The organism is Streptomyces roseirectus (genome assembly GCF_014489635.1).
Classification (GTDB): Bacteria; Actinomycetota; Actinomycetes; order Streptomycetales; family Streptomycetaceae; genus Streptomyces; species Streptomyces roseirectus.
On record NZ_CP060828.1, the window covers coordinates 7,637,635 to 7,655,523 of the forward strand.

Genomic DNA, 17,889 nt, shown 5'->3' on the forward strand with positions numbered 1-17,889 from the left:
CCCCTGACGCATGTCGAGGGGGCACCCGTGAGCAGCCTGATATCGATCATCACGCCGGTCTACGACCCGCGCCCCGCGTTCCTCTCCGCCGCCTATGACTCCCTCGCGGAACAAGTCCTTCCGCCCGGTTGGGCCTGGGAGTGGATCGTCCAGGAGGACGGCGAGAGCGGCATCGCCGAGCGTCTGCTCCCCGGCGACGATCCCCGGATCCGCTTCGCCCGGGGCCGTCGGGGCGGCGTCGCCATCACCCGCAACCTCGGCCTCTCCCGTGCCGCGGGCGCGCTGGTCAAGAACCTCGACCAGGACGACGTCCTCACCCCTGGCGTCCTGGCCAGGGACGTCGAGGCGCTGGCCGACCCGGCGATCGGCTGGGTCACCTCCCGGGCCCTGGACCTCCTGCCCGACGGCACCACGGCCGGCGTCGGCGGCGAGCCCGGACCCGGGCCGATCCCGAGGCGCACGGTCGTCGAGCGGTGGCGGGCGAACGGCCACCACCTGCCCGTGCACCCCGCGACCCTCTGCCTCAGGCGCTCCCTCGCCGTCGCGCTCGGCGGCTGGATGGCCGTCCCCGGCTCCGACGACACCGGCCTGCTCATCGCCGCGAGCACCGTCGTGACCGGCTGGTTCACCGGCGAGCCGGGGCTGCTGTACCGCAGGTGGCCGGGGCAGGTCTCGGCGGGCGAGGCCCACAGTGAGCCCGTCGAACGCGCCCTGCGCATGCGCCTGATCAGCGAACGGGCCGACGAACTCGCCGCGCTGTTCGACTAGGCCGGCGACGGACAAAGGCCGCCCCGCCGCCGTACCCGTACCAGATCCCCGCAACTCCCCTTTCAAACCCGCGCGGCGAATTTCGGCCCATGTCCGTCGGCGCGCGACGGCGGAACCGGTGTTCGACCTCTCGAACCGTCGGCGCTCACCTGCGGATATGTCAGCCTCTTTGGCGTGAAGGGGACTTGGGGGGAGGGGTTGCCCCCAAGCCGTCCCGGAAGAAAATCCTGTCCGAATCATTGACGGTCTCTCACCCCCCTCGTACCTTGTGCCAGCAAGCGCTTTCTTGAAACGATTCATGCAAGCGGCAACGACGCTGCGGGGAGGGCCCGACTGTGGGAACCACCAGGAATGTTGAGAGGCGAACGATCCTGAAGGCGGCTGGGGCGACGGCTGCCACGCTCGGGCTGGCGGCCACGACCGGGTGCGGCGGGGACAGCGGTTCGTCCTCCGACGGTACGGTGACGATCCGTTACGCCTGGTGGGGTGCGGACGACCGCGCGAAGAGAATCAACCAGACCATCGCGCTCTTCGAGAAGAAGTACCCGAAGATCAAGGTGAAAACGGACTTCCAGCCGTACACCGACTTCTGGAAGAAGTTCAATACGCAGGCCTCGGGCGGAAATCCGCCGGACGTCTTCCAGAACGCCATCGGATTCCTGCGGAAATACGACTCGAAGAACGTTCTCCTCGACCTCAGCGCCCAGGTCAAGGCCGGAAACCTCTCCATGGACGGATTCCGCGCCGGACTCGACAAGTTCGGTGAGGTCGACGGCAAGCTCCTCGGCGTCCCCGTCGGCTCCAACTCGATGGCCCTCGTCATCGACCAGCCCGTCTACACCCGCTCCGGCGTCACCCCCAAGCAGGGCTGGACCTGGAACGACTTCCACGCCGCGATGCTGAAGATCCACCAGAAGACCGGCCGCGCGGGCGACTCCGGCATGTACGGCGTCATGTACCTGTACGACCTCTACCTGCGTCAGAACGGCAAGGCGTTCTTCACCACCGACGGACTCGGATTCACCGAGGCCGACCTCAAGGACTGGTGGACCAAGGCCGAACAGGGCCTGGAACAGGGCGAGTTCGCCGACGCCAAGAAGGTCGCCCAGGTCAAGCCGAAGTCCGCCGTCGCCGCCGAACTCGCCGCCGGTGAATTCACCTGGGACAACTTCACCATCCGCTACACCTCCGAGGGCAAGAGCCAGTACCGCCTCGCTCCCATCCCCACCACCGACGGCAAGAAGACCGGCCAGTACCTCGGCTCCCTGATGCTCAGCGCCTCCAAGCGGACCAAGCACCCCAAGGAAGTCGCCCAGTTCATCAACTTCATGGTCCACGACCCCGAGGTCGCCAAGATCATGGGCTACGACCGCGGCATCCCCGCCACCCAGGCCCAGTACGACGCGTTCAAGCCGACCGACGAGGTCAACAAGTCGATCGCCGCCTACGAGGAGTCCCTGGTCGCCTCCGGCGTCCTGGAGCCCATCACCCCGCACCCCAGCGGCGCCGACATCTGCGAGTCCGCGTTCCTGCGCATCGCCGAAGAACTCGCCCTCGGCACCCGGTCGGTCGACGACGCCGTCAAGCAGTTCTTCACCGAGTCGAAGACGGCCCTGACGGCCTGATGGGAACCACCGTGACACACGCCCCCGCGCTGGAGGGCCTGACCGAGGACTCCGGGCCGCCCAGCGGCCCGGCCCGGCTGGTCAAACCCCCCGAGCTCAAGCGCCGCCTGCGCCGGGAGAACCTGGCCGGCTACCTCTTCATGTCGCCGTGGATCGCCGGGTTCCTGCTGCTCACCGCGGGCCCGATGGTCGCCTCGCTCTACTTCGCCTTCACCGACTACAACCTCTTCGACCCGCCCAAGTGGATCGGCCTCGACAACTTCTCCGAGATGTTCGGTGACCCCCGCTGGCGCCACTCGGTCAAGGTCACCCTCTGGTACGTCGTCGTCGGCACCCCCCTCAAGCTGCTCGCCGCCCTCGGCGTCGCCCTGCTCCTCGCCCAGAAGCGGCGCGGCCAGGCGTTCTACCGGGCCGCGTTCTACGCGCCCTCCCTGATCGGCGCCAGCGTCTCCATCGCGATCGTCTGGAAGGCGATCTTCTCGGACGACGCCGTCGTCGACCAGACACAGCAGTTCTTCGGCATCGACGCCGGCGGCTGGACCGGCGACCCGGAGCTGATCATCTACAGCCTCGTCGCCCTCACCGTCTGGCAGTTCGGCGCCCCGATGGTCATCTTCCTCGCCGGCCTCAAGCAGGTCCCGCGCGAGCTGTACGAGGCCGCCGAGATGGACGGCGCCGGAACCTGGCGCAGGTTCTGGAACATCACCCTGCCGATGATCTCCCCCGTCCTCTTCTTCAACGTCCTGCTGGAGACCATCCACTCCTTCCAGATCTTCAGCTCGGCGTACATCGTCGGCGGCGGCGCGGGCGGCAACGCCTGCGGACCGGCCGACGGATCGATGGTCTACACCTGCTATCTGTACGTCCAGGGCTTCGAGAACAGCCGGATGGGCCTCGCCTCCGCCATGGCCTGGCTGCTGCTCATCGCCGTCGCGCTGGTCACGGCGGTCCTCTTCTGGTCGCAGAAGAAGTGGGTGCACTACGAGGAGGGCGCCCGATGAGCACCACCAGCGTTCACCAGGCCGGTACCGGCACCGGCCGCAGACGGGCCGGCTCCCTCGCCTGGCACCTCGGCTCCCTCGCGATCCTCGCCGTCATCCTCTACCCGGTCATCTGGGTCATCGGCGGCTCGTTCAAGAAGAGCGAGGACATCGTCGGCAGCCTCGACCTCTTCCCCAGCGACCCCATCGTCAGCAACTACCAGCGGCTCAGCGACGGCATCGCGGACATCTCCATCTCCACGTTCTTCGTCAACTCCCTGACGCTGGCGATCGGTTCGGTCGTCGGGATCCTGATCTCGTGCTCGCTGACCGCGTACGCGTTCGCGCGGATCAGGTTCGCCGGGCGCAACCTGCTCTTCACGCTGATGATCGGCACCCTCCTGCTGCCGTACCACGTCCTGCTCATCCCGCAGTACGTGCTCTTCCGCAACATGGACATGATCAACACGTACACCCCACTGCTGCTGGGCAAGTACCTCGCCACGGAAGCCTTCTTCGTCTTCCTCATGGTCCAGTTCATGCGCAACCTGCCCAAGGAACTCGACGAGGCCGCCCGCCTCGACGGCTGCGGACACCTGCGCATCTACTGGTCGATCGTGCTCCCGCTGTGCCGCCCCGCCCTCATCACCAGCGCCATCTTCACGTTCATCAACTCGTGGAACGACTTCATGGGCCCGCTGATCTACCTCAACGAACCCGACAAGTACACCGTCTCCCTGGGCCTGAAGATGTTCGTCGACCAGGAGGGCGTGGCCGACTACGGCGGCATGATCGCCATGTCGCTCGTCGCCCTGCTCCCCGTCCTCGCCTTCTTCCTCGCCTTCCAGCGCTACCTCATCGACGGTATGGCGACCTCCGGACTCAAGGGCTGACACCATGACCGCCGAGGCACGCGTCAAGACACGCAAGGAGTCCGTGTTCGCGGAGAGGTTCGCCGTCTTCGCCGAATGCCTGCTGACCGGGGTGTGGATCGCCGTCGCCTGCCTCGGCGTCGTCACCTACCCCGCCGCGCTCGCCGCCGGCAGCCGCCACCTCGGCCGCCGCACCGCCCATGTCGACGGCGGGATACGGGAGTTCGTCGCCGACTTCCGCAGCGCGCTGCGCGGCGGGTGGGCCGTCGGGGTCGCCGGGTGGGCGGTGCTCGCGGCCGTCTGGATCGACGTCTGGGCCGTCCGCGCCGGTCTCCCCGGTGGGCCACTCATCGGCGCGATCGGTGTGTTCGCGCTGATCGGGGCGGCCGTCGCCCTGCTGCGGGCGGCGGCAGTGTGGAGCCCCGGCGACTCCTGGCGGACGCTGCTCGCCGACGCCGGACGCCGTACCGTCCTCGACCCCGCCGGGTCCTTCCTCGTCGTCGCCGGGCTCGCCGTCGTCGTCATGTCGGCCTGGTTCATCGCACCCCTCGGCGCCCCCGTCCTGGGCGCCGTCACCGCGGCGGCACTCGCGGTGGAAGAGCGTTACCGGCGCCGCTGAGCCGCACCCCTCCTCAAGGCCGGCCCCGCCGCGCCTCCCTCTGTCATGCCCGAAGCTTCCCCGCACGGAAAGGAACGGCCATGTCCCCCCTTCCCCGCAGATCCCTCCTCAAGGCCGCCGCGGTCGCCGGCGCCGCCGCCCAGTTCAGCTGGGCCCTCGGCGCCACCAACGCCTCCGCCGCCCCCCGCGCCGAGAGCGGCCCCGCCGACCCGGTCACCCTGGACTGGCTGGAGGACGGCGGCCTCGGTGCCGCCCCCGGCTCCACGCTCGGCGTGCCCTGGCCCATGGGCGCGCTCCAGGAGGACCAGACCTTCGCGCTCACCGACGCCGCCGGCAAGGACGTCCCCGTCCAGTCCTGGCCCCTCGCCTACTGGCCCGACGGCTCCCTCAAGTGGACCGCGCACGCGGTGAGTTCGGGCGACGGCAAGCTGACCCTGGCCCCCGGCACCCCCGCCGCGCCGGGCAAGAAGGTCACCGTCGACAAGAGCGGCGGCACCATCGACGTCTCCACCGGCGTCGTCGACGTCAAGATCGGCAAGTCCGGCGCCACCCTCATCAAGTCCGTCCGGCGCGGCTCCACCGAGATCGCCAAGAACGGGCGCCTCGTCCTCATCCGGCAGCCCGAGATCGAGGACGAGGACCAGGGCACCGTCAAGACCGAACGCTTCGAGGGCGCCGTCTCCGAGGTGACCGTCGAACAGGAGGGCCCCGTCCGCGCGGTGGTCCGCATCGACGGCAAGCACCGCAAGGGCAACCGGAGTTGGATCCCCTTCTCGATCCGCCTGTACTTCTACGCCGGCGCCGACTCCTTCCGCATGGTCCACACCATCACCTACGACGGCACCCAGGAACCCGGCAAGGCCAGCGGCGACTTCATCCGCGGCCTCGGCGTCCGCTTCACCGTGCCCATGCGCGACCAGTCCTACGACCGGCACATCCGCATCGGCGGCGAGGGCACCGGCCTGCTCCGCGAAGCCGTCAAGGGCATCACCGGACTGCGCCGCGACCCCGGAATCGCCGTCCAGGAAGCCCAGTTCGCCGGCAAGAAGCTGCCCGACCCCGCCACCTGGGACCAGCGTGTCACCACCCGGCTCCAGTACATCCCCGAGTGGGGCGACTACACCCTCTCCCAGCTCTCCGCCGACGGCTTCACCGTCCGCAAGCGCACCAAGAAGGGCCACGGCTGGATCGGCGCCGGCGGCGGCAGGCGGGCCTCCGGCTTCGGGTACGTCGGCGGCGCGAGCGGCGGATTCTCCTTCGGCCTGCGGGACTTCTGGGAACGCCACCCCTGCCAGCTCGACATCCGCGACGCCCAGACCGACGAGGCCGAGGTCACCCTCTGGCTCTGGTCGCCCGAGGCCCAGCCCATGGACCTGCGCTTCTACCACGACGGCATGGGCCAGGACACCTTCCCCGAACAGCTCGAAGGCCTCAACATCACCTACGAGGACTACGAGCCCGAGTTCGGCACCCCCTACGGCATCGCCCGCACCTCCGAACTCGTCTTCTGGGCCAACGAGTCCACACCGACGCCGGAAGCCCTCGCCCAACAGGTCGACGCCGTCCGGGTGTTGCCGCAACTCGCCGCCCCGCCCAAGCAGTTGATCAAGGCAGGCGTCTTCGGACCCGGCCTCTACTCCGAGCCCGACCGCTCCACCCCCGCCAAGGCGAAGATCGAGGACCACCTCGACTTCCTCTTCACCTACTACAAGGACCAGGTGGAGCAACGCCGTTGGTACGGCTTCTGGGACTACGGCGACATCATGCACACCTACGACACCGTCCGCCACCAGTGGCGGTACGACATCGGCGGGTACGCCTGGGACAACTCCGAACTCTCGCCGGACCTCTGGCTCTGGTACGCGTACCTGCGCTCCGGCCGCTCCGACATCTTCCGCTTCGCCGAGGCCATGACCCGGCACACCGGCGAGGTCGACGTCTACCACCTCGGCAAGTGGGCCGGCCTCGGCACCCGCCACGGCGTCCAGCACTACGCCGACAGCGCCAAACAGCAGCGCATCGCCAACACCACCTACCGGCGCTACTACTACTTCCTCACCGCCGACGAACGCGTCGGCGACCTCATGCACGCCAACGTCGACTCCGACGAGACGTTCCTCGTCCTCGACCCCATCCGCAAGATCCGCACCGAGCCCTACACCCCCGACCGCCACGCCCTCTCCATCGGCTTCGGCACCGACTGGAGCGGGCTCGTCTCAGCCTGGCTCACCGAGTGGGAACGGCGCGGACCCAAGTGGGAGAAGGCCAAGGCGCGCGTCCTGTCCACCATGGAGACCATCGCCGCCCAGCCCAACGGATTCGTCCAGGGCAGCGGGCTCTACGACCTCGACACGGGCAAGTTCGCGGTCGCGCCCGCGCCGGTCGTCGGCGTCTCGCACCTCTCCGCCGTCTTCGGACTCAACGAACTGTGCGCCGAACTCATCCACCTCGTCGACATGCCGCGCTTCAACGAGGCGTACTTCGACTACTGCCGCTACTTCAACGCCACCAAGGCCGAACAAGCGGCCCGCTACGGATCCAACTTCGGGACGCTGCTCCTCTTCCAGGGGCACTCCCGGCTCGACGCCTACGCCGCGGTGAAGACCGGCGACGAGAAACTGGCCAAGCGCGCCTGGGACAAGTTCTACAACTCCGACGGCTACAAGGAGTCGGCGCCGTGGCGGACGGAGAAGGTGACCGGACCGACCGCACTGGTCGCCGGTAGCGAGGCCACGTGGGTGTCCACCAACGACACCGCGCTCTACGGACTCGCCGCGATCGAGAACCTGGCACTGCTGGGGAACAAGATGCCGTAACACCGGTCAACACTGGTCCCATGAACTGGACGCACTACCGCTTCCACACCCTGTGGCACCTGCCCGCTCCGGTCGCCGCCGTCTACACGGCACTGGAGCGGGCCGAGGAGTACCCCCGCTGGTGGCCGCAGGTCCGCTCCGTCACCCGGACCGACGACACCAGCGGGGTCGTCCGCATCCGCGCCACCCTGCCCTACGGGCTCACCTTCACCGCGCGCGAAGTGCGGCGGGACCCGGCGGCGAGGGTGCTGGAGATCGCCATGAGCGGGGATCTCGACGGCTGGGCGCGGTGGACCCTGGAGGCCCGCGGCAGCGGCACGCTCGCCCGGTACGAGCAAGTCGTCGACGTGCACAAGCCGTTGCTGCGGGCGCTCGCCGTCCCCGGCAGACCCCTGTTCCGGGCCAACCACCGGCTGATGATGCGGGCCGGGCGGCGCGGACTGGCCGGGTATCTGGGAACGGTTTGAAGGAAAGGCGCGCGGGCCTGTATTGTTCAGTGCGTTCCCGGGCGATTAGCTCAGTGGGAGAGCGCTTCGTTCACACCGAAGAGGTCACTGGTTCGAACCCAGTATCGCCCACCGGGAAAAGGCCGGTCAGCCTTCAGCTGACCGGCCTTTCACATGCCCTCACGCCGCCGCCGGCAGACTCGGCGGACGCACCGGCCACGCCGGATCCACCGTCTCCTCCTGACCGCTGCGCGCGAACCACGCCTGCAACCCGCGCGCCTGCGCCGCGTGCCAGCCCGTCTGGAGGCCGTGCAGCTCACCGGGCGACAGCCGCTCAAGCCGCGCCGAGAAACGCCGCCCGACCGCCCGGACGACCTCCAGCGCGGCCAGCGCGTCCGACCCCGCGTCGTGCGCCTCCGCCAGCGTCACCTCGTAGTGCGCGCACAGGTCCGTCAACGTGCGACGGCCCTTGCGGTAGCGGTCCAGGTGCTTGTCCAGCACCCGCGGGTCCAGCACCCGCAACGGCGTCTGCTCCAGCCACTCGTCCAGCGACGACGCCCGGTGCCGGCGCAGCTCGCGATCCAGCAGCGTCAGGTCGAACGGCGCGTTCATCACCACCAACGGCCGCCCCACCGCCGCCTGTTCGGCCAGCAGCTCGGCTATCTCGTACATCACCGGCGCCGGCCAGCGGCCGTTGCGCTGCAAGTGCTCCTCCGTCAGCCCGTGCACCGCCGTCGCCGAACTCGGCACCGGCACGCCCGGGTTGACCAGCCAGCGGGTCACCCGAGGCCGGGTACCGGTGGCGTCCTGCACGACGAGCGCCGCCGACACGATCCGGTCGGTCTCGACGTCCACTCCTGTCGTCTCCGTGTCGAAGGCCGCGAGAGGGCCCTCGTACCAGCACGTCATAAATCCACAACCCCTCGTTCACGCACGGCCGATGACATGCCGTCTTCTGCCTGTTTGGTGATACCCGGGCTGTTTGCGCCGTACGCCGGAAGGACACAACAGGAGTGCGGGACCAGGGAATTCACCGGCCCGCATCAAGAACTCACAAAACGGGGAAGGCTGTTGGCCATGGCGATAGCGCGGCCCGAACGGGGCGGGCTGCTGCCCGAACGCACGGGCCCCCATCGCGGCACACTCGCCACCACCGCCTGCATGGAGACCCTGCAGGTCGGCTACCTGCACGCCGTCGCCGCCGCGGCCGGCTGCTCCCTCTCCCAGCCCTTCCCCGACAACGGCATCGACTGGCACGTCAGCCACGGCTCACCCGGCCACACCGTCGACGACGAGGTCACCATCAAGGTCCAGCTCAAGGCGACCTACCAGCTCCCGCCCCACCCGCCCGGCCGCACCTTCCCCTTCACCCTCGAAAACGACCACCTGCGCAAACTCGCCCGCACCCCCGTCTCGGTGCACAAGATCCTCGTCGTCATGATCGTCCCCCGCGCCCAGGACGACTGGCTGCGCGCCGGCCACGACCGCCTCGACCTGCGCCACTGCTGCTACTGGACCAACCTCGCCGGCCACCCCGTCACCGGCCGCACCCGCACCACCGTACGCATACCGACCGCACGCATCTTCGACGACCGGGCGCTGTGCGAGATCATGACGCGGGTCGGGACGGGAGGACGACCATGAGCCACTTCGGGGACCCGCACCCCACCCCCCACCCCACCGACGTCGACCCCGCCGTCCTCGCCGCCCTCCTGCGCCGGCACGGCTGGCAGCGACGCGGCGGCGCACCCGGCCGCTACGGACGCTGGACCCCGCCGGGCCCCGGCGCCACCGCCACCAGCCTCCTCGTCCCCGAGAGCCGCGCCTACCCCGACAGCGACGACCTCCTCACCGAAGCCGTCACCGCCCTCACCCGCGCCGCCACCCCCGCCGCCCGCGAGGTCCTGCTCGGCCTCGCCGTCCCCAGCGACGAGATCCGCTGGACCCGCGACACCCCCGAGGGCCCCGCTTCCTTCAACGCCGACGACGCACTGCGCGCCGCCGCCCGCCGCACCCTCCTCGCCGGCGCCCTCGCCACCCGCGCCCGCACCGGCTACCACGGCGCCCGCCACCGCCGCGCCGCCGCCGCCCTCCTCGACGACGTCCTCGTCGGCACCACCGAAGGCGGCCGGCACCTCACCGCGTTCCTCCCCGTCGCCACCGCCCGCCCCCTCGCCGTCCGCCTCCACCAAGCCCTCTACGCCGCCCGCGAGGCCGTCGACTACCAGCGCGCCACCGGCGGCATGGACGCCTTCGACGGCGCCGTCGAGGCCGGCGTCAGCCGGGAGCTGACCGAGGCCCTGATCGCCCTCGTGCGCGGGACGGAAGGGGCGCGGATCGGCGTCGCCTGGGCACCGGGCGCCGGGGTGCCCGAAGGGTGCGCCACCGCCGTCGAACCCGTCGAGTTCTCGGCCGGCGACATCCCCGTCCTGCGGGAGGCGGGCGCCCGCTACCTGCGCGAGGAACCCTCCGTGGCCGTCACCGTCACCGCCGCCGTCGTCCGGCTGCGGCGGTCGGGGCCGCGCGGGGAGGGCAGCGTGCGGCTGCGGGTGCTGGGCGGCGCCGAGGTCACCCAGGTACGGACCCGGCTCGACGAGGAGGACTACCGCATCGCCGGACAGGCCCACCTGCTGGGGCTGCCGGTACGGGTGCGCGGACGGCTGGAGAGCAGGGGCGGCTTCCGCAGGCTCGCCGGCGCCTACGGCGTCGTCCCCGTCGAGGTCGAAGAGGTCGAGCGGGACCGGCTGCTCAAGGCGCTCCAGGAGAATCTGGACTTCTTCGAGGAGGCGTGCGGAGGAGACCTCGACGGGGAGTGACGTCACCCGGGGCCGGTACGATCGGCTTTTGCGCGCGCTCCTCGTATGGCGCCGCATTTCACCTTCAGGCAGGAGAGACCGGTGTCAGACGTCCGTGTGACCATCCAACGCGATTCCGAGCGGGAAGAGCGCGTGGTGACGACGGGGACCACTGCCGCCGACCTCTTCGCCGGCGAGCGCACGATCATCGCCGCGCGCGTGGGCGGCGAGCTGAAGGACCTGACGTACGTGGTGTCCGACGGCGAGACCGTCGAAGGCGTCGAGATCTCGTCCGAGGACGGGCTGAACATCCTGCGGCACTCCACCGCCCACGTCATGGCGCAGGCCGTCCAGGAGATCTTCCCCGAGGCCAAGCTCGGCATCGGACCGCCGGTCAAGGACGGCTTCTACTACGACTTCGACGTCGAGAAGCCGTTCACGCCCGAGGATCTCAAGGCCATCGAGAAGAAGATGCAGGAGATCCAGCGCAGGGGGCAGAAGTTCGCCCGGCGCGTGGTGACCGACGAGGCCGCCCGCGAGGAGCTGGCGGACGAGCCGTACAAGCTGGAGCTGATCGGGCTCAAGGGGTCGGCGTCCTCGGACGACGGCGCGGACGTCGAGGTCGGCGCCGGTGAGCTGACGATCTACGACAACCTGGACGCCAAGACCGGCGAGCTGTGCTGGAAGGACCTCTGCCGGGGCCCGCACCTGCCGTCGACCCGGCTCATCCCGGCGTTCAAGCTGATGCGCAACGCCGCCGCGTACTGGCGGGGCAGCGAGCGCAACCCGATGCTCCAGCGCATCTACGGGACCGCCTGGCCGTCCAAGGACGAGCTGAAGGCGTACCTCGACTTCCTCGCCGAGGCCGAGAAGCGCGACCACCGCAAGCTCGGCAACGAGCTGGACCTCTTCTCCATCCCCGAGCAGATCGGCTCCGGGCTCGCCGTCTTCCACCCCAAGGGCGGCATCATCCGCCGGGTCATGGAGGACTACTCGCGGCGCCGCCACGAGGAGGAGGGCTACGAGTTCGTCTACACGCCCCACGCGACCAAGGGCCGCCTTTTCGAGCAGTCCGGACACCTCGACTGGTACGCCGACGGCATGTACCCGCCCATGCAGCTCGACGAGGGCGTGGACTACTACCTCAAGCCGATGAACTGCCCGATGCACAACCTGATCTTCGACGCGCGGGGGCGGTCTTACCGCGAGTTGCCTTTGAGGTTGTTTGAGTTCGGGACCGTGTACCGGTACGAGAAGTCCGGTGTCGTGCACGGGCTCACCCGCGCGCGGGGGTTCACGCAGGACGACGCGCACATCTACTGCACGCGCGAGCAGATGGCCGAGGAGCTGGACCGGACGCTGACGTTCGTGCTGGGGCTGCTGCGGGACTACGGGCTGGATGACTTCTACCTGGAGCTGTCGACCAAGGACGAGGAGAAGTTCGTCGGGTCGGACGAGGTCTGGGAAGAGGCCACGGAGACGCTGCGTCAGGTCGCCGAGAAGCAGGGGCTGCCGCTCGTGCCGGACCCCGGTGGCGCCGCGTTCTACGGGCCGAAGATCTCCGTCCAGGCGCGCGACGCGATCGGGCGGACCTGGCAGATGTCGACCGTGCAGCTCGACTTCAACCTGCCGGAGCGGTTCAACCTGGAGTACACGTCGGCGGACGGTACGAAGCAGCGGCCGGTGATGATCCACCGGGCGTTGTTCGGCAGCATCGAGAGGTTCTTCGCCGTGCTGCTTGAGCACTACGCGGGGGCGTTCCCGGCGTGGCTGGCGCCGGTGCAGGCCGTGGGTATCCCGATCGGGGACGCGCACATCGACTACCTGACGGAGTTCGCGGCGGAGGCGAAGCGCAAGGGGCTGCGGGTCGAGGTGGACTCGTCGTCGGACCGGATGCAGAAGAAGATCCGGAACGCGCAGCGCTCCAAGGTGCCGTTCATGATCATCGTCGGGGACGAGGACATGAACGCCGGGACGGTCTCCTTCCGCTACCGGGACGGGTCGCAGGAGAACGGCATCCCGCGCGAGGAAGCCCTCGCGAAGCTCGTCGACGTCGTGGAGCGTCGCGTCCAGGTGTGACGTACGGCGGTGAGGGCCCCCGGAGTTCGCTCCGGGGGCCTTTCCCCTGCCCCCGGCCGTACGCCATATGCTGCTCACCATGACGAGTGAGCCGGAGCAGCAGATCGGAGTGGGCGTGCCGGACGCGTTCCAGCGCCTGTGGACGCCTCATCGGATGGCCTACATCCAGGGCGAGAGCAAGCCGACCGGCCCGGGGGCCGACGACGGCTGCCCGTTCTGCTCGATCCCGGCGAAGTCCGACGAGGACGGCCTGATCGTCAAGCGGGGTGAGCTGGCGTACGTCGTGCTGAACCTGTACCCGTACACCGGCGGCCACGCGATGGCCGTGCCCTACCGGCACGTCGCCGACTACACGGACCTCACGGAGCCGGAGACGGCGGAGGTCGCCAAGCTGACCAAGCAGGCGATGACCGCGCTGCGGCGGGCCTCCGGCGCGCACGGCTTCAACCTCGGCATGAACCAGGGGACGGTCGCGGGCGCCGGCATCGCGGCCCACCTCCACCAGCACATCGTGCCCCGGTGGGGCGGGGACACGAACTTCATGCCGGTGGTGGGGCACACGCGGGTGCTGCCGCAACTGCTGGCGGACACACGGAAGATGCTGGCGGAGGCGTGGCCGGAGGAGGGCTGACGCCGGTCTCCCGGGCGGCTCACGCGTTGTAGGTGTCCGCCTTCCCGGGGCTGGGGTCCTGGACGCCGCCGCTGAGGACTCCGGCGCGGGCCGTGAACTTGTCGACGTTGACGTCGTGTTCCTTGAGGACCTTGATCGTCGCGGCGTGGACGACGCGCAGGACGGGGGCGGCGGCGCGCAGGGCGTCGTCGGCCATGAAGCGGTGTTTCCAGGGCTGGTCGGCCCAGGCGTGGCGCAGGCCGAAGGGCTCGGGGAGACCTATGGAGCCGCCGAGCCACTGCAGGAGCGGGGGGTACCAGCTGATCGTCGCGCGGGCGGCGAGGCGTACGACCTCGTCGGTGGTGACGAGCGGCAGGTTTATCTTGCGGGTCTCCCAGAAGCGGACGGTCTTGGCGACCTCCTTCGTGGGGGCCTCCGGCTTGGACAGGAACAGGCCGTTGACGGGGCCGAGGGCGTGGCCGGTGACTTCTATGCGCAGCGTCTCGTGCAGGACCGTGACGGTGATCATCATGGTGATGATGAGCTGGCCGTCCCAGGTGGTCCACTGGACGCCGAGGTAGTGCCGGTTGCCGCTGCCGAACTGCTGGTTGTTGCAGATGTCCTCGATGGCCTTGGGCTTGAACTGGTACGCCTCGACGTCGGTGCCCTCGGGGCGGGAGACGGCCTTGGCGCCCTCGCCGACGTGGGTGACGACCCAGTGCCGTACGGACGGGGCGGGGAAGCCGCCGGTCTTGAGGCTCTGGCGTTGCAGGAGGTTCAGCTGGTCGCTGATCGCGCGGGCGACGGTCCAGCTGCGGAACTCGTGGACGCCCTTGACCGGGTCGAGGGGGACGAGTTCTTCGGCGAGGTGCCAGGAGCCCCAGCGGGTGCCCATGCCGAGGATCCCCTTGGGGCCCGCGTAGAAGACGCCGTTGGACTGCTGTTCGGCGGAGAGGCGGGCCAGGGACTGGCGGAGCTGTTCGGCGGCGGCCTGGTCGGGGCTGGTGGGGACGGCCTCGGGGATCTTGGCGCCGACGCTGCCGCCGGACAGGAGGCTGCTCCAGCGCTCGCGCAGGTCCTTCGCGGTGGACTCGCACAGGCGGCGGGCGAGGAACCAGCCGGCGACGGGGGCGACGACCGCCCCGCGCGCGTACCAGCCGGCGAGGCCGCCGAAGGGCATCCGGATCAGGAAGATCACGGCGAGCACGCCGACGCCGACGAGGAGGGCGGTGGCCAGGCCCGAGGCGCGTTTGTTGGTGCTCTTGCCCGTCATCGCGCGCAGTTGGAACACCAGCAGCCACACCAGGAGGCCGGGCAGGAAGAGGACGCCGCACAGGAGCATCACGGCGGCGAGCTTACGGTCGCGGTCGCGGCGGATGTTGTTCGCGGCGAGGCAGTGCTCGACGACGACGGCGGGTTCCGCGCCGAACGACTGGATCAGGGGCTTGCGGCCGACGCCGAGCATGCGGTCGATGACAGCCTGCGAGAACGCCTCGCCGAGGTTGGGCCGAAAGATCTTCGCCCAGGGGCGGCCCTTGCTGACCGACGACTGGTGCCACTCGTTGTCGGCCTTCTTTATCTCCTCCACCGGGCTGTCCCGGTACGCGGCCGAGGCCAGCGCGAACGTCGCCGTCTGCCCTCCGTCGCCCATCAGCGGCACCTGTGGGCCGAAGATGTCACCGTACGCACTGTCAACGGTCATGTAACCGCCCCCATCGCCGCCCGGACCCGCTCCTGCGGCTTTCCCGACTTCCGTGCTCCGCACACCTGTTGATCAGGTCATCAGCGTATCCGCCTCCACTGACATCCGGACCCGTTGCGGGGGAGCGGACCGGCGGAACGGAGGGGGAGATTCAGTGAACTCGCCGCCCCTGGGCGCATGTTCGGCTCGCGGGGGCGCGTGGAGGCGCACGGGGAAGGTGAGCCGGGGGCGAGTGCCGCGCCCGCCCCCGCCTGTGCCGCTTACGCCTTCTCCTCCTGCGCCCTCACCTTCTCCGCCACATGCGCCGGCATCGCCTCGTGCCGTGCGTACACGCGGTTGAATCGGGCCGTGCCGTGGGACAGGGAGCGCAGGTCGACCGCGTACCGGCCGATCTCGATCTCGGGCACCTCGGCGCGCACCAGCGTGCGGCCGGAGCTGGCCTGCTCCGTGCCGAGGACGCGGCCCCGGCGGCCGGAGAGGTCGCTCATGACGGCGCCCACGTAGTCGTCGCCGACCAGGACGGACACCTCGGCCACCGGTTCCAGCAGGTGGATCGTGGCGTCGGCGGCGGCCTCGCGCAGGGCCAGCGCGCCGGCCGTCTGGAACGCGGCGTCGGAGGAATCGACGGAGTGGGCCTTGCCGTCGAGGAGGGTGACGCGGACGTCGACCAGGGGGTACCCGGCGGCCACCCCGCGCGCGGCCTGCGCGCGGACGCCCTTCTCGACGGACGGGATGAACTGGCGGGGTACGGCCCCGCCGACGACCTTGTCGACGAACTCGATGCCCGAGCCCCCGGGCAGCGGCTCGACCTCGATCTCGCAGATGGCGTACTGCCCGTGCCCCCCGGACTGCTTGACGTGCCGCCCGCGCCCGCCGGAGCGCCCGGCGAACGTCTCCCGCAGCGACACCTTGTGCGGCACGACGTCCACCTGCACCCCGTACCGGCTGCGCAGCCGCTCCAGCGCGACGGCCGCGTGGGCCTCGCCGAGCGTCCACAGGACGACCTGGTGGGTGTGCGGGTTGTGTTCCAGCCGCATGGTCGGGTCCTCGGCGACGAGGCGCGCGAGCCCCTGGGAGAGCTTGTCCTCGTCGGCCTTGCTGTGCGCCTCGATGGCGAGCGGCAGCAGCGGGTCCGGCATCTGCCAGGCGGCCATCAGCAGCGGATCGTCCTTCGCGGACAGCGTGTCCCCGGTCTCGGCCCGCCCGAGCTTCGCCACGCACGCGAGGTCCCCGGCGATGCAGTGGGTGAGCGCTCGCTGCTGCTTCCCGAACGGCGCCGACAGCGCGCCCACGCGCTCGTCGACGTCATGATCCTCGTGTCCCCGGTCCGCGAGCCCGTGCCCGGACACGTGGACGGTCTCGTCGGGGCGCAGGGTGCCGGAGAAGACGCGGACGAGGGAGACGCGGCCGACGTACGGGTCGGAGGACGTCTTGACGACCTCGGCGACGAGCGGCCCGTCCGGATCGCAGGGCTTCAGTACGCGCGCGTGCCCGTCGACCGTCGTCACCCGTGGCGCCTCGCGCTCCAGGGGCGTCGGGAAGCCCCGGGTGACCAGTTCGAGGAGTTCGACGGTGCCGATGCCCTGCCGGGCGCCGTCGGCGGCGGGCGCGGCGGCGAGGACGGGGAAGAACGTCCCGCGCGCGACGGCCCGCTCCAGGTCCTCGATCAGGGTCGGGACGTCGATCGGTTCGCCGTCCAGATAGCGGTCCATCAGGGTCTCGTCCTCGCTCTCCGAGATGATCCCCTCGATGAGCCGGTTGCGGGCCTCCTCGATCGCCGGGAGCTGTGCCTCGTCCGGATCGGACTCCTTGCGCTCGCCGGACGCGTAGTCGAACAGCGTGCGCGTCAGGAGGCCGGTGAGGCCGGTCACGGGCGCGTGTCCGTCCGCGCCCGCGGGCCCGTGCAGCGGCAGGTACAGCGGGAGCACCGCGTCGGGGTCGTCGCCGCCGAACGTCTCCGCGCACGTGCGGACCATCTCCGCGAAGTCCGCGCGCGCCGCCTCCAGGTGCGTGACGACGATCGCGCGCGGCATGCCGACGGCCGCGCACTCGTCCCACACCATGCGCGTCGCGCCGTCCACGCCGTCCGCCGCCGAGACGACGAAGAGGGCCGCGTCCGCAGCCCGCAGACCGGCCCTCAGCTCCCCGACGAAGTCGGCGTACCCGGGGGTGTCGAGGAGGTTGACCTTGACCCCGCCCCATTCGACGGGGACCAGCGACAGCTGTACGGAACGCTGCTGCCGGTGTTCGATCTCGTCGTAGTCGGAGACGGTCGCGCCGTCCTCGACCCGGCCCGCCCTGTTCACCGCGCCCGCGGTCAGTGCGAGCGCTTCCACCAGCGTCGTCTTGCCCGCCCCGCAGTGGCCGACCAGCACCACATTCCGTACGGACGAGGGATGGTCGGCCGCCGTGGCCCTGCCGGCGGCTCCGAGGTGTGCGTGTGCCTTGTCGCCCATGTCCTTGCCTCCCGAGCAACGGTGAGGTCCCTGGGACGCGAGCACACGCGAGATCCGCGACCAGCGGCGGCTGCGATGGCGCCCGCGGTGCTTCGAGCTTTCCACTCCCGTCACGGGGCGT

The 17,889-nt window shown here is 70.1% G+C and carries 14 protein-coding genes and 1 tRNA gene; 12 read left to right on the forward strand and 3 right to left on the reverse strand.

The window, feature by feature from the left end; translation table 11 throughout:
- Positions 1–27: 27 nt before the first annotated feature.
- From IAG44_RS32905 to IAG44_RS32940, 8 genes are all read left to right on the forward strand, one after another.
- Positions 28–768 (forward strand): glycosyltransferase, encoded by a 741-nt coding sequence (locus tag IAG44_RS32905; protein ID WP_187750720.1) that lies wholly within the window; start codon positions 28–30, stop codon positions 766–768.
- 335 nt (positions 769–1,103) lie between these two features.
- Positions 1,104–2,393, forward strand: a complete 1,290-nt coding sequence (locus IAG44_RS32910; protein ID WP_187750721.1) for an ABC transporter substrate-binding protein — start codon at positions 1,104–1,106, stop codon at positions 2,391–2,393.
- On the forward strand, positions 2,393–3,394 hold the full coding sequence (locus IAG44_RS32915; protein WP_187750722.1) for a carbohydrate ABC transporter permease: 1,002 nt from the start codon (positions 2,393–2,395) through the stop codon (positions 3,392–3,394). The genes IAG44_RS32910 and IAG44_RS32915 overlap by 1 nt, the downstream gene beginning before the upstream one ends.
- A complete protein-coding gene (locus IAG44_RS32920) occupies positions 3,391–4,266 on the forward strand; it encodes a carbohydrate ABC transporter permease (protein WP_187750723.1) in 876 nt (291 codons plus the stop codon). Before IAG44_RS32915 ends, IAG44_RS32920 begins: the two co-directional genes overlap by 4 nt.
- A 4-nt stretch (positions 4,267–4,270) precedes the next feature.
- Positions 4,271–4,864 (forward strand): hypothetical protein, encoded by a 594-nt coding sequence (locus tag IAG44_RS32925; protein ID WP_187750724.1) that lies wholly within the window; start codon positions 4,271–4,273, stop codon positions 4,862–4,864.
- An 80-nt stretch (positions 4,865–4,944) separates the two neighbouring features.
- On the forward strand, positions 4,945–7,680 hold the full coding sequence (locus IAG44_RS32930) for an exo-rhamnogalacturonan lyase family protein (protein WP_187750725.1): 2,736 nt from the start codon (positions 4,945–4,947) through the stop codon (positions 7,678–7,680).
- Between the two features lie 20 nt (positions 7,681–7,700).
- On the forward strand, positions 7,701–8,147 hold the full coding sequence (locus IAG44_RS32935) for an SRPBCC family protein (protein ID WP_187750726.1): 447 nt from the start codon (positions 7,701–7,703) through the stop codon (positions 8,145–8,147).
- Between the two features lie 39 nt (positions 8,148–8,186).
- Positions 8,187–8,258: transfer RNA gene (locus IAG44_RS32940), tRNA-Val, on the forward strand.
- A gap of 48 nt (positions 8,259–8,306) precedes the next feature.
- Here the strand turns inward: IAG44_RS32940 and IAG44_RS32945 are convergent.
- Positions 8,307–9,035 carry a 3'-5' exonuclease gene (locus IAG44_RS32945; protein WP_187750727.1) on the reverse strand — a complete coding sequence of 243 codons (729 nt, stop codon included), beginning with the start codon at positions 9,033–9,035 and terminating at the stop codon, positions 8,307–8,309.
- A 168-nt stretch (positions 9,036–9,203) separates the two neighbouring features.
- On the opposite strand from IAG44_RS32945, the gene IAG44_RS32950 reads away from it, so the two are divergent.
- From IAG44_RS32950 to IAG44_RS32965, 4 genes are all read left to right on the forward strand, one after another.
- Positions 9,204–9,770 carry a DUF4365 domain-containing protein gene (locus IAG44_RS32950; RefSeq protein WP_187750728.1) on the forward strand — a complete coding sequence of 189 codons (567 nt, stop codon included), beginning with the start codon at positions 9,204–9,206 and terminating at the stop codon, positions 9,768–9,770.
- Positions 9,767–10,942 carry a hypothetical protein gene (locus IAG44_RS32955; RefSeq protein ID WP_246562218.1) on the forward strand — a complete coding sequence of 392 codons (1,176 nt, stop codon included), beginning with the start codon at positions 9,767–9,769 and terminating at the stop codon, positions 10,940–10,942. Before IAG44_RS32950 ends, IAG44_RS32955 begins: the two co-directional genes overlap by 4 nt.
- 81 nt (positions 10,943–11,023) lie before the next feature.
- Entirely contained in the window at positions 11,024–13,000 is a 1,977-nt protein-coding gene (thrS, locus tag IAG44_RS32960; protein ID WP_187750730.1) for a threonine--tRNA ligase, read from the forward strand.
- A gap of 79 nt (positions 13,001–13,079) precedes the next feature.
- Positions 13,080–13,631 (forward strand): HIT family protein, encoded by a 552-nt coding sequence (locus tag IAG44_RS32965; protein ID WP_187750731.1) that lies wholly within the window; start codon positions 13,080–13,082, stop codon positions 13,629–13,631.
- A gap of 19 nt (positions 13,632–13,650) precedes the next feature.
- Here IAG44_RS32965 and IAG44_RS32970 read toward each other — a convergent pair whose 3' ends face one another.
- Together IAG44_RS32970 and IAG44_RS32975 are read right to left on the reverse strand one after the other, a co-directional pair.
- Entirely contained in the window at positions 13,651–15,312 is a 1,662-nt protein-coding gene (locus IAG44_RS32970) for a hypothetical protein (RefSeq protein ID WP_187750732.1), read from the reverse strand.
- Positions 15,313–15,572: 260 nt separating this feature from the next.
- Entirely contained in the window at positions 15,573–17,768 is a 2,196-nt protein-coding gene (locus IAG44_RS32975; RefSeq protein WP_187750733.1) for an elongation factor G-like protein EF-G2, read from the reverse strand.
- Positions 17,769–17,889: the final 121 nt, after the last annotated feature.

Bases quoted from the DNA above. Each gene is read 5' to 3' on its own strand.
- IAG44_RS32915 (WP_187750722.1), top strand. From the start codon at position 2,393: ATGGGAACCACCGTGACACACGCCCCCGCGCTGGAGGGCCTGACCGAG.
- IAG44_RS32920 (WP_187750723.1), top strand. From the start codon at position 3,391: ATGAGCACCACCAGCGTTCACCAGGCCGGTACCGGCACCGGCCGCAGA.
- IAG44_RS32925 (WP_187750724.1), top strand. From the start codon at position 4,271: ATGACCGCCGAGGCACGCGTCAAGACACGCAAGGAGTCCGTGTTCGCG.
- IAG44_RS32930 (WP_187750725.1), top strand. From the start codon at position 4,945: ATGTCCCCCCTTCCCCGCAGATCCCTCCTCAAGGCCGCCGCGGTCGCC.
- IAG44_RS32935 (WP_187750726.1), top strand. From the start codon at position 7,701: ATGAACTGGACGCACTACCGCTTCCACACCCTGTGGCACCTGCCCGCT.
- IAG44_RS32945 (WP_187750727.1), bottom strand. From the start codon at position 9,035: ATGACGTGCTGGTACGAGGGCCCTCTCGCGGCCTTCGACACGGAGACG.
- IAG44_RS32950 (WP_187750728.1), top strand. From the start codon at position 9,204: ATGGCGATAGCGCGGCCCGAACGGGGCGGGCTGCTGCCCGAACGCACG.
- IAG44_RS32955 (WP_246562218.1), top strand. From the start codon at position 9,767: ATGAGCCACTTCGGGGACCCGCACCCCACCCCCCACCCCACCGACGTC.
- IAG44_RS32965 (WP_187750731.1), top strand. From the start codon at position 13,080: ATGACGAGTGAGCCGGAGCAGCAGATCGGAGTGGGCGTGCCGGACGCG.
- IAG44_RS32970 (WP_187750732.1), bottom strand. From the start codon at position 15,312: ATGACCGTTGACAGTGCGTACGGTGACATCTTCGGCCCACAGGTGCCG.
- IAG44_RS32975 (WP_187750733.1), bottom strand. From the start codon at position 17,768: ATGGGCGACAAGGCACACGCACACCTCGGAGCCGCCGGCAGGGCCACG.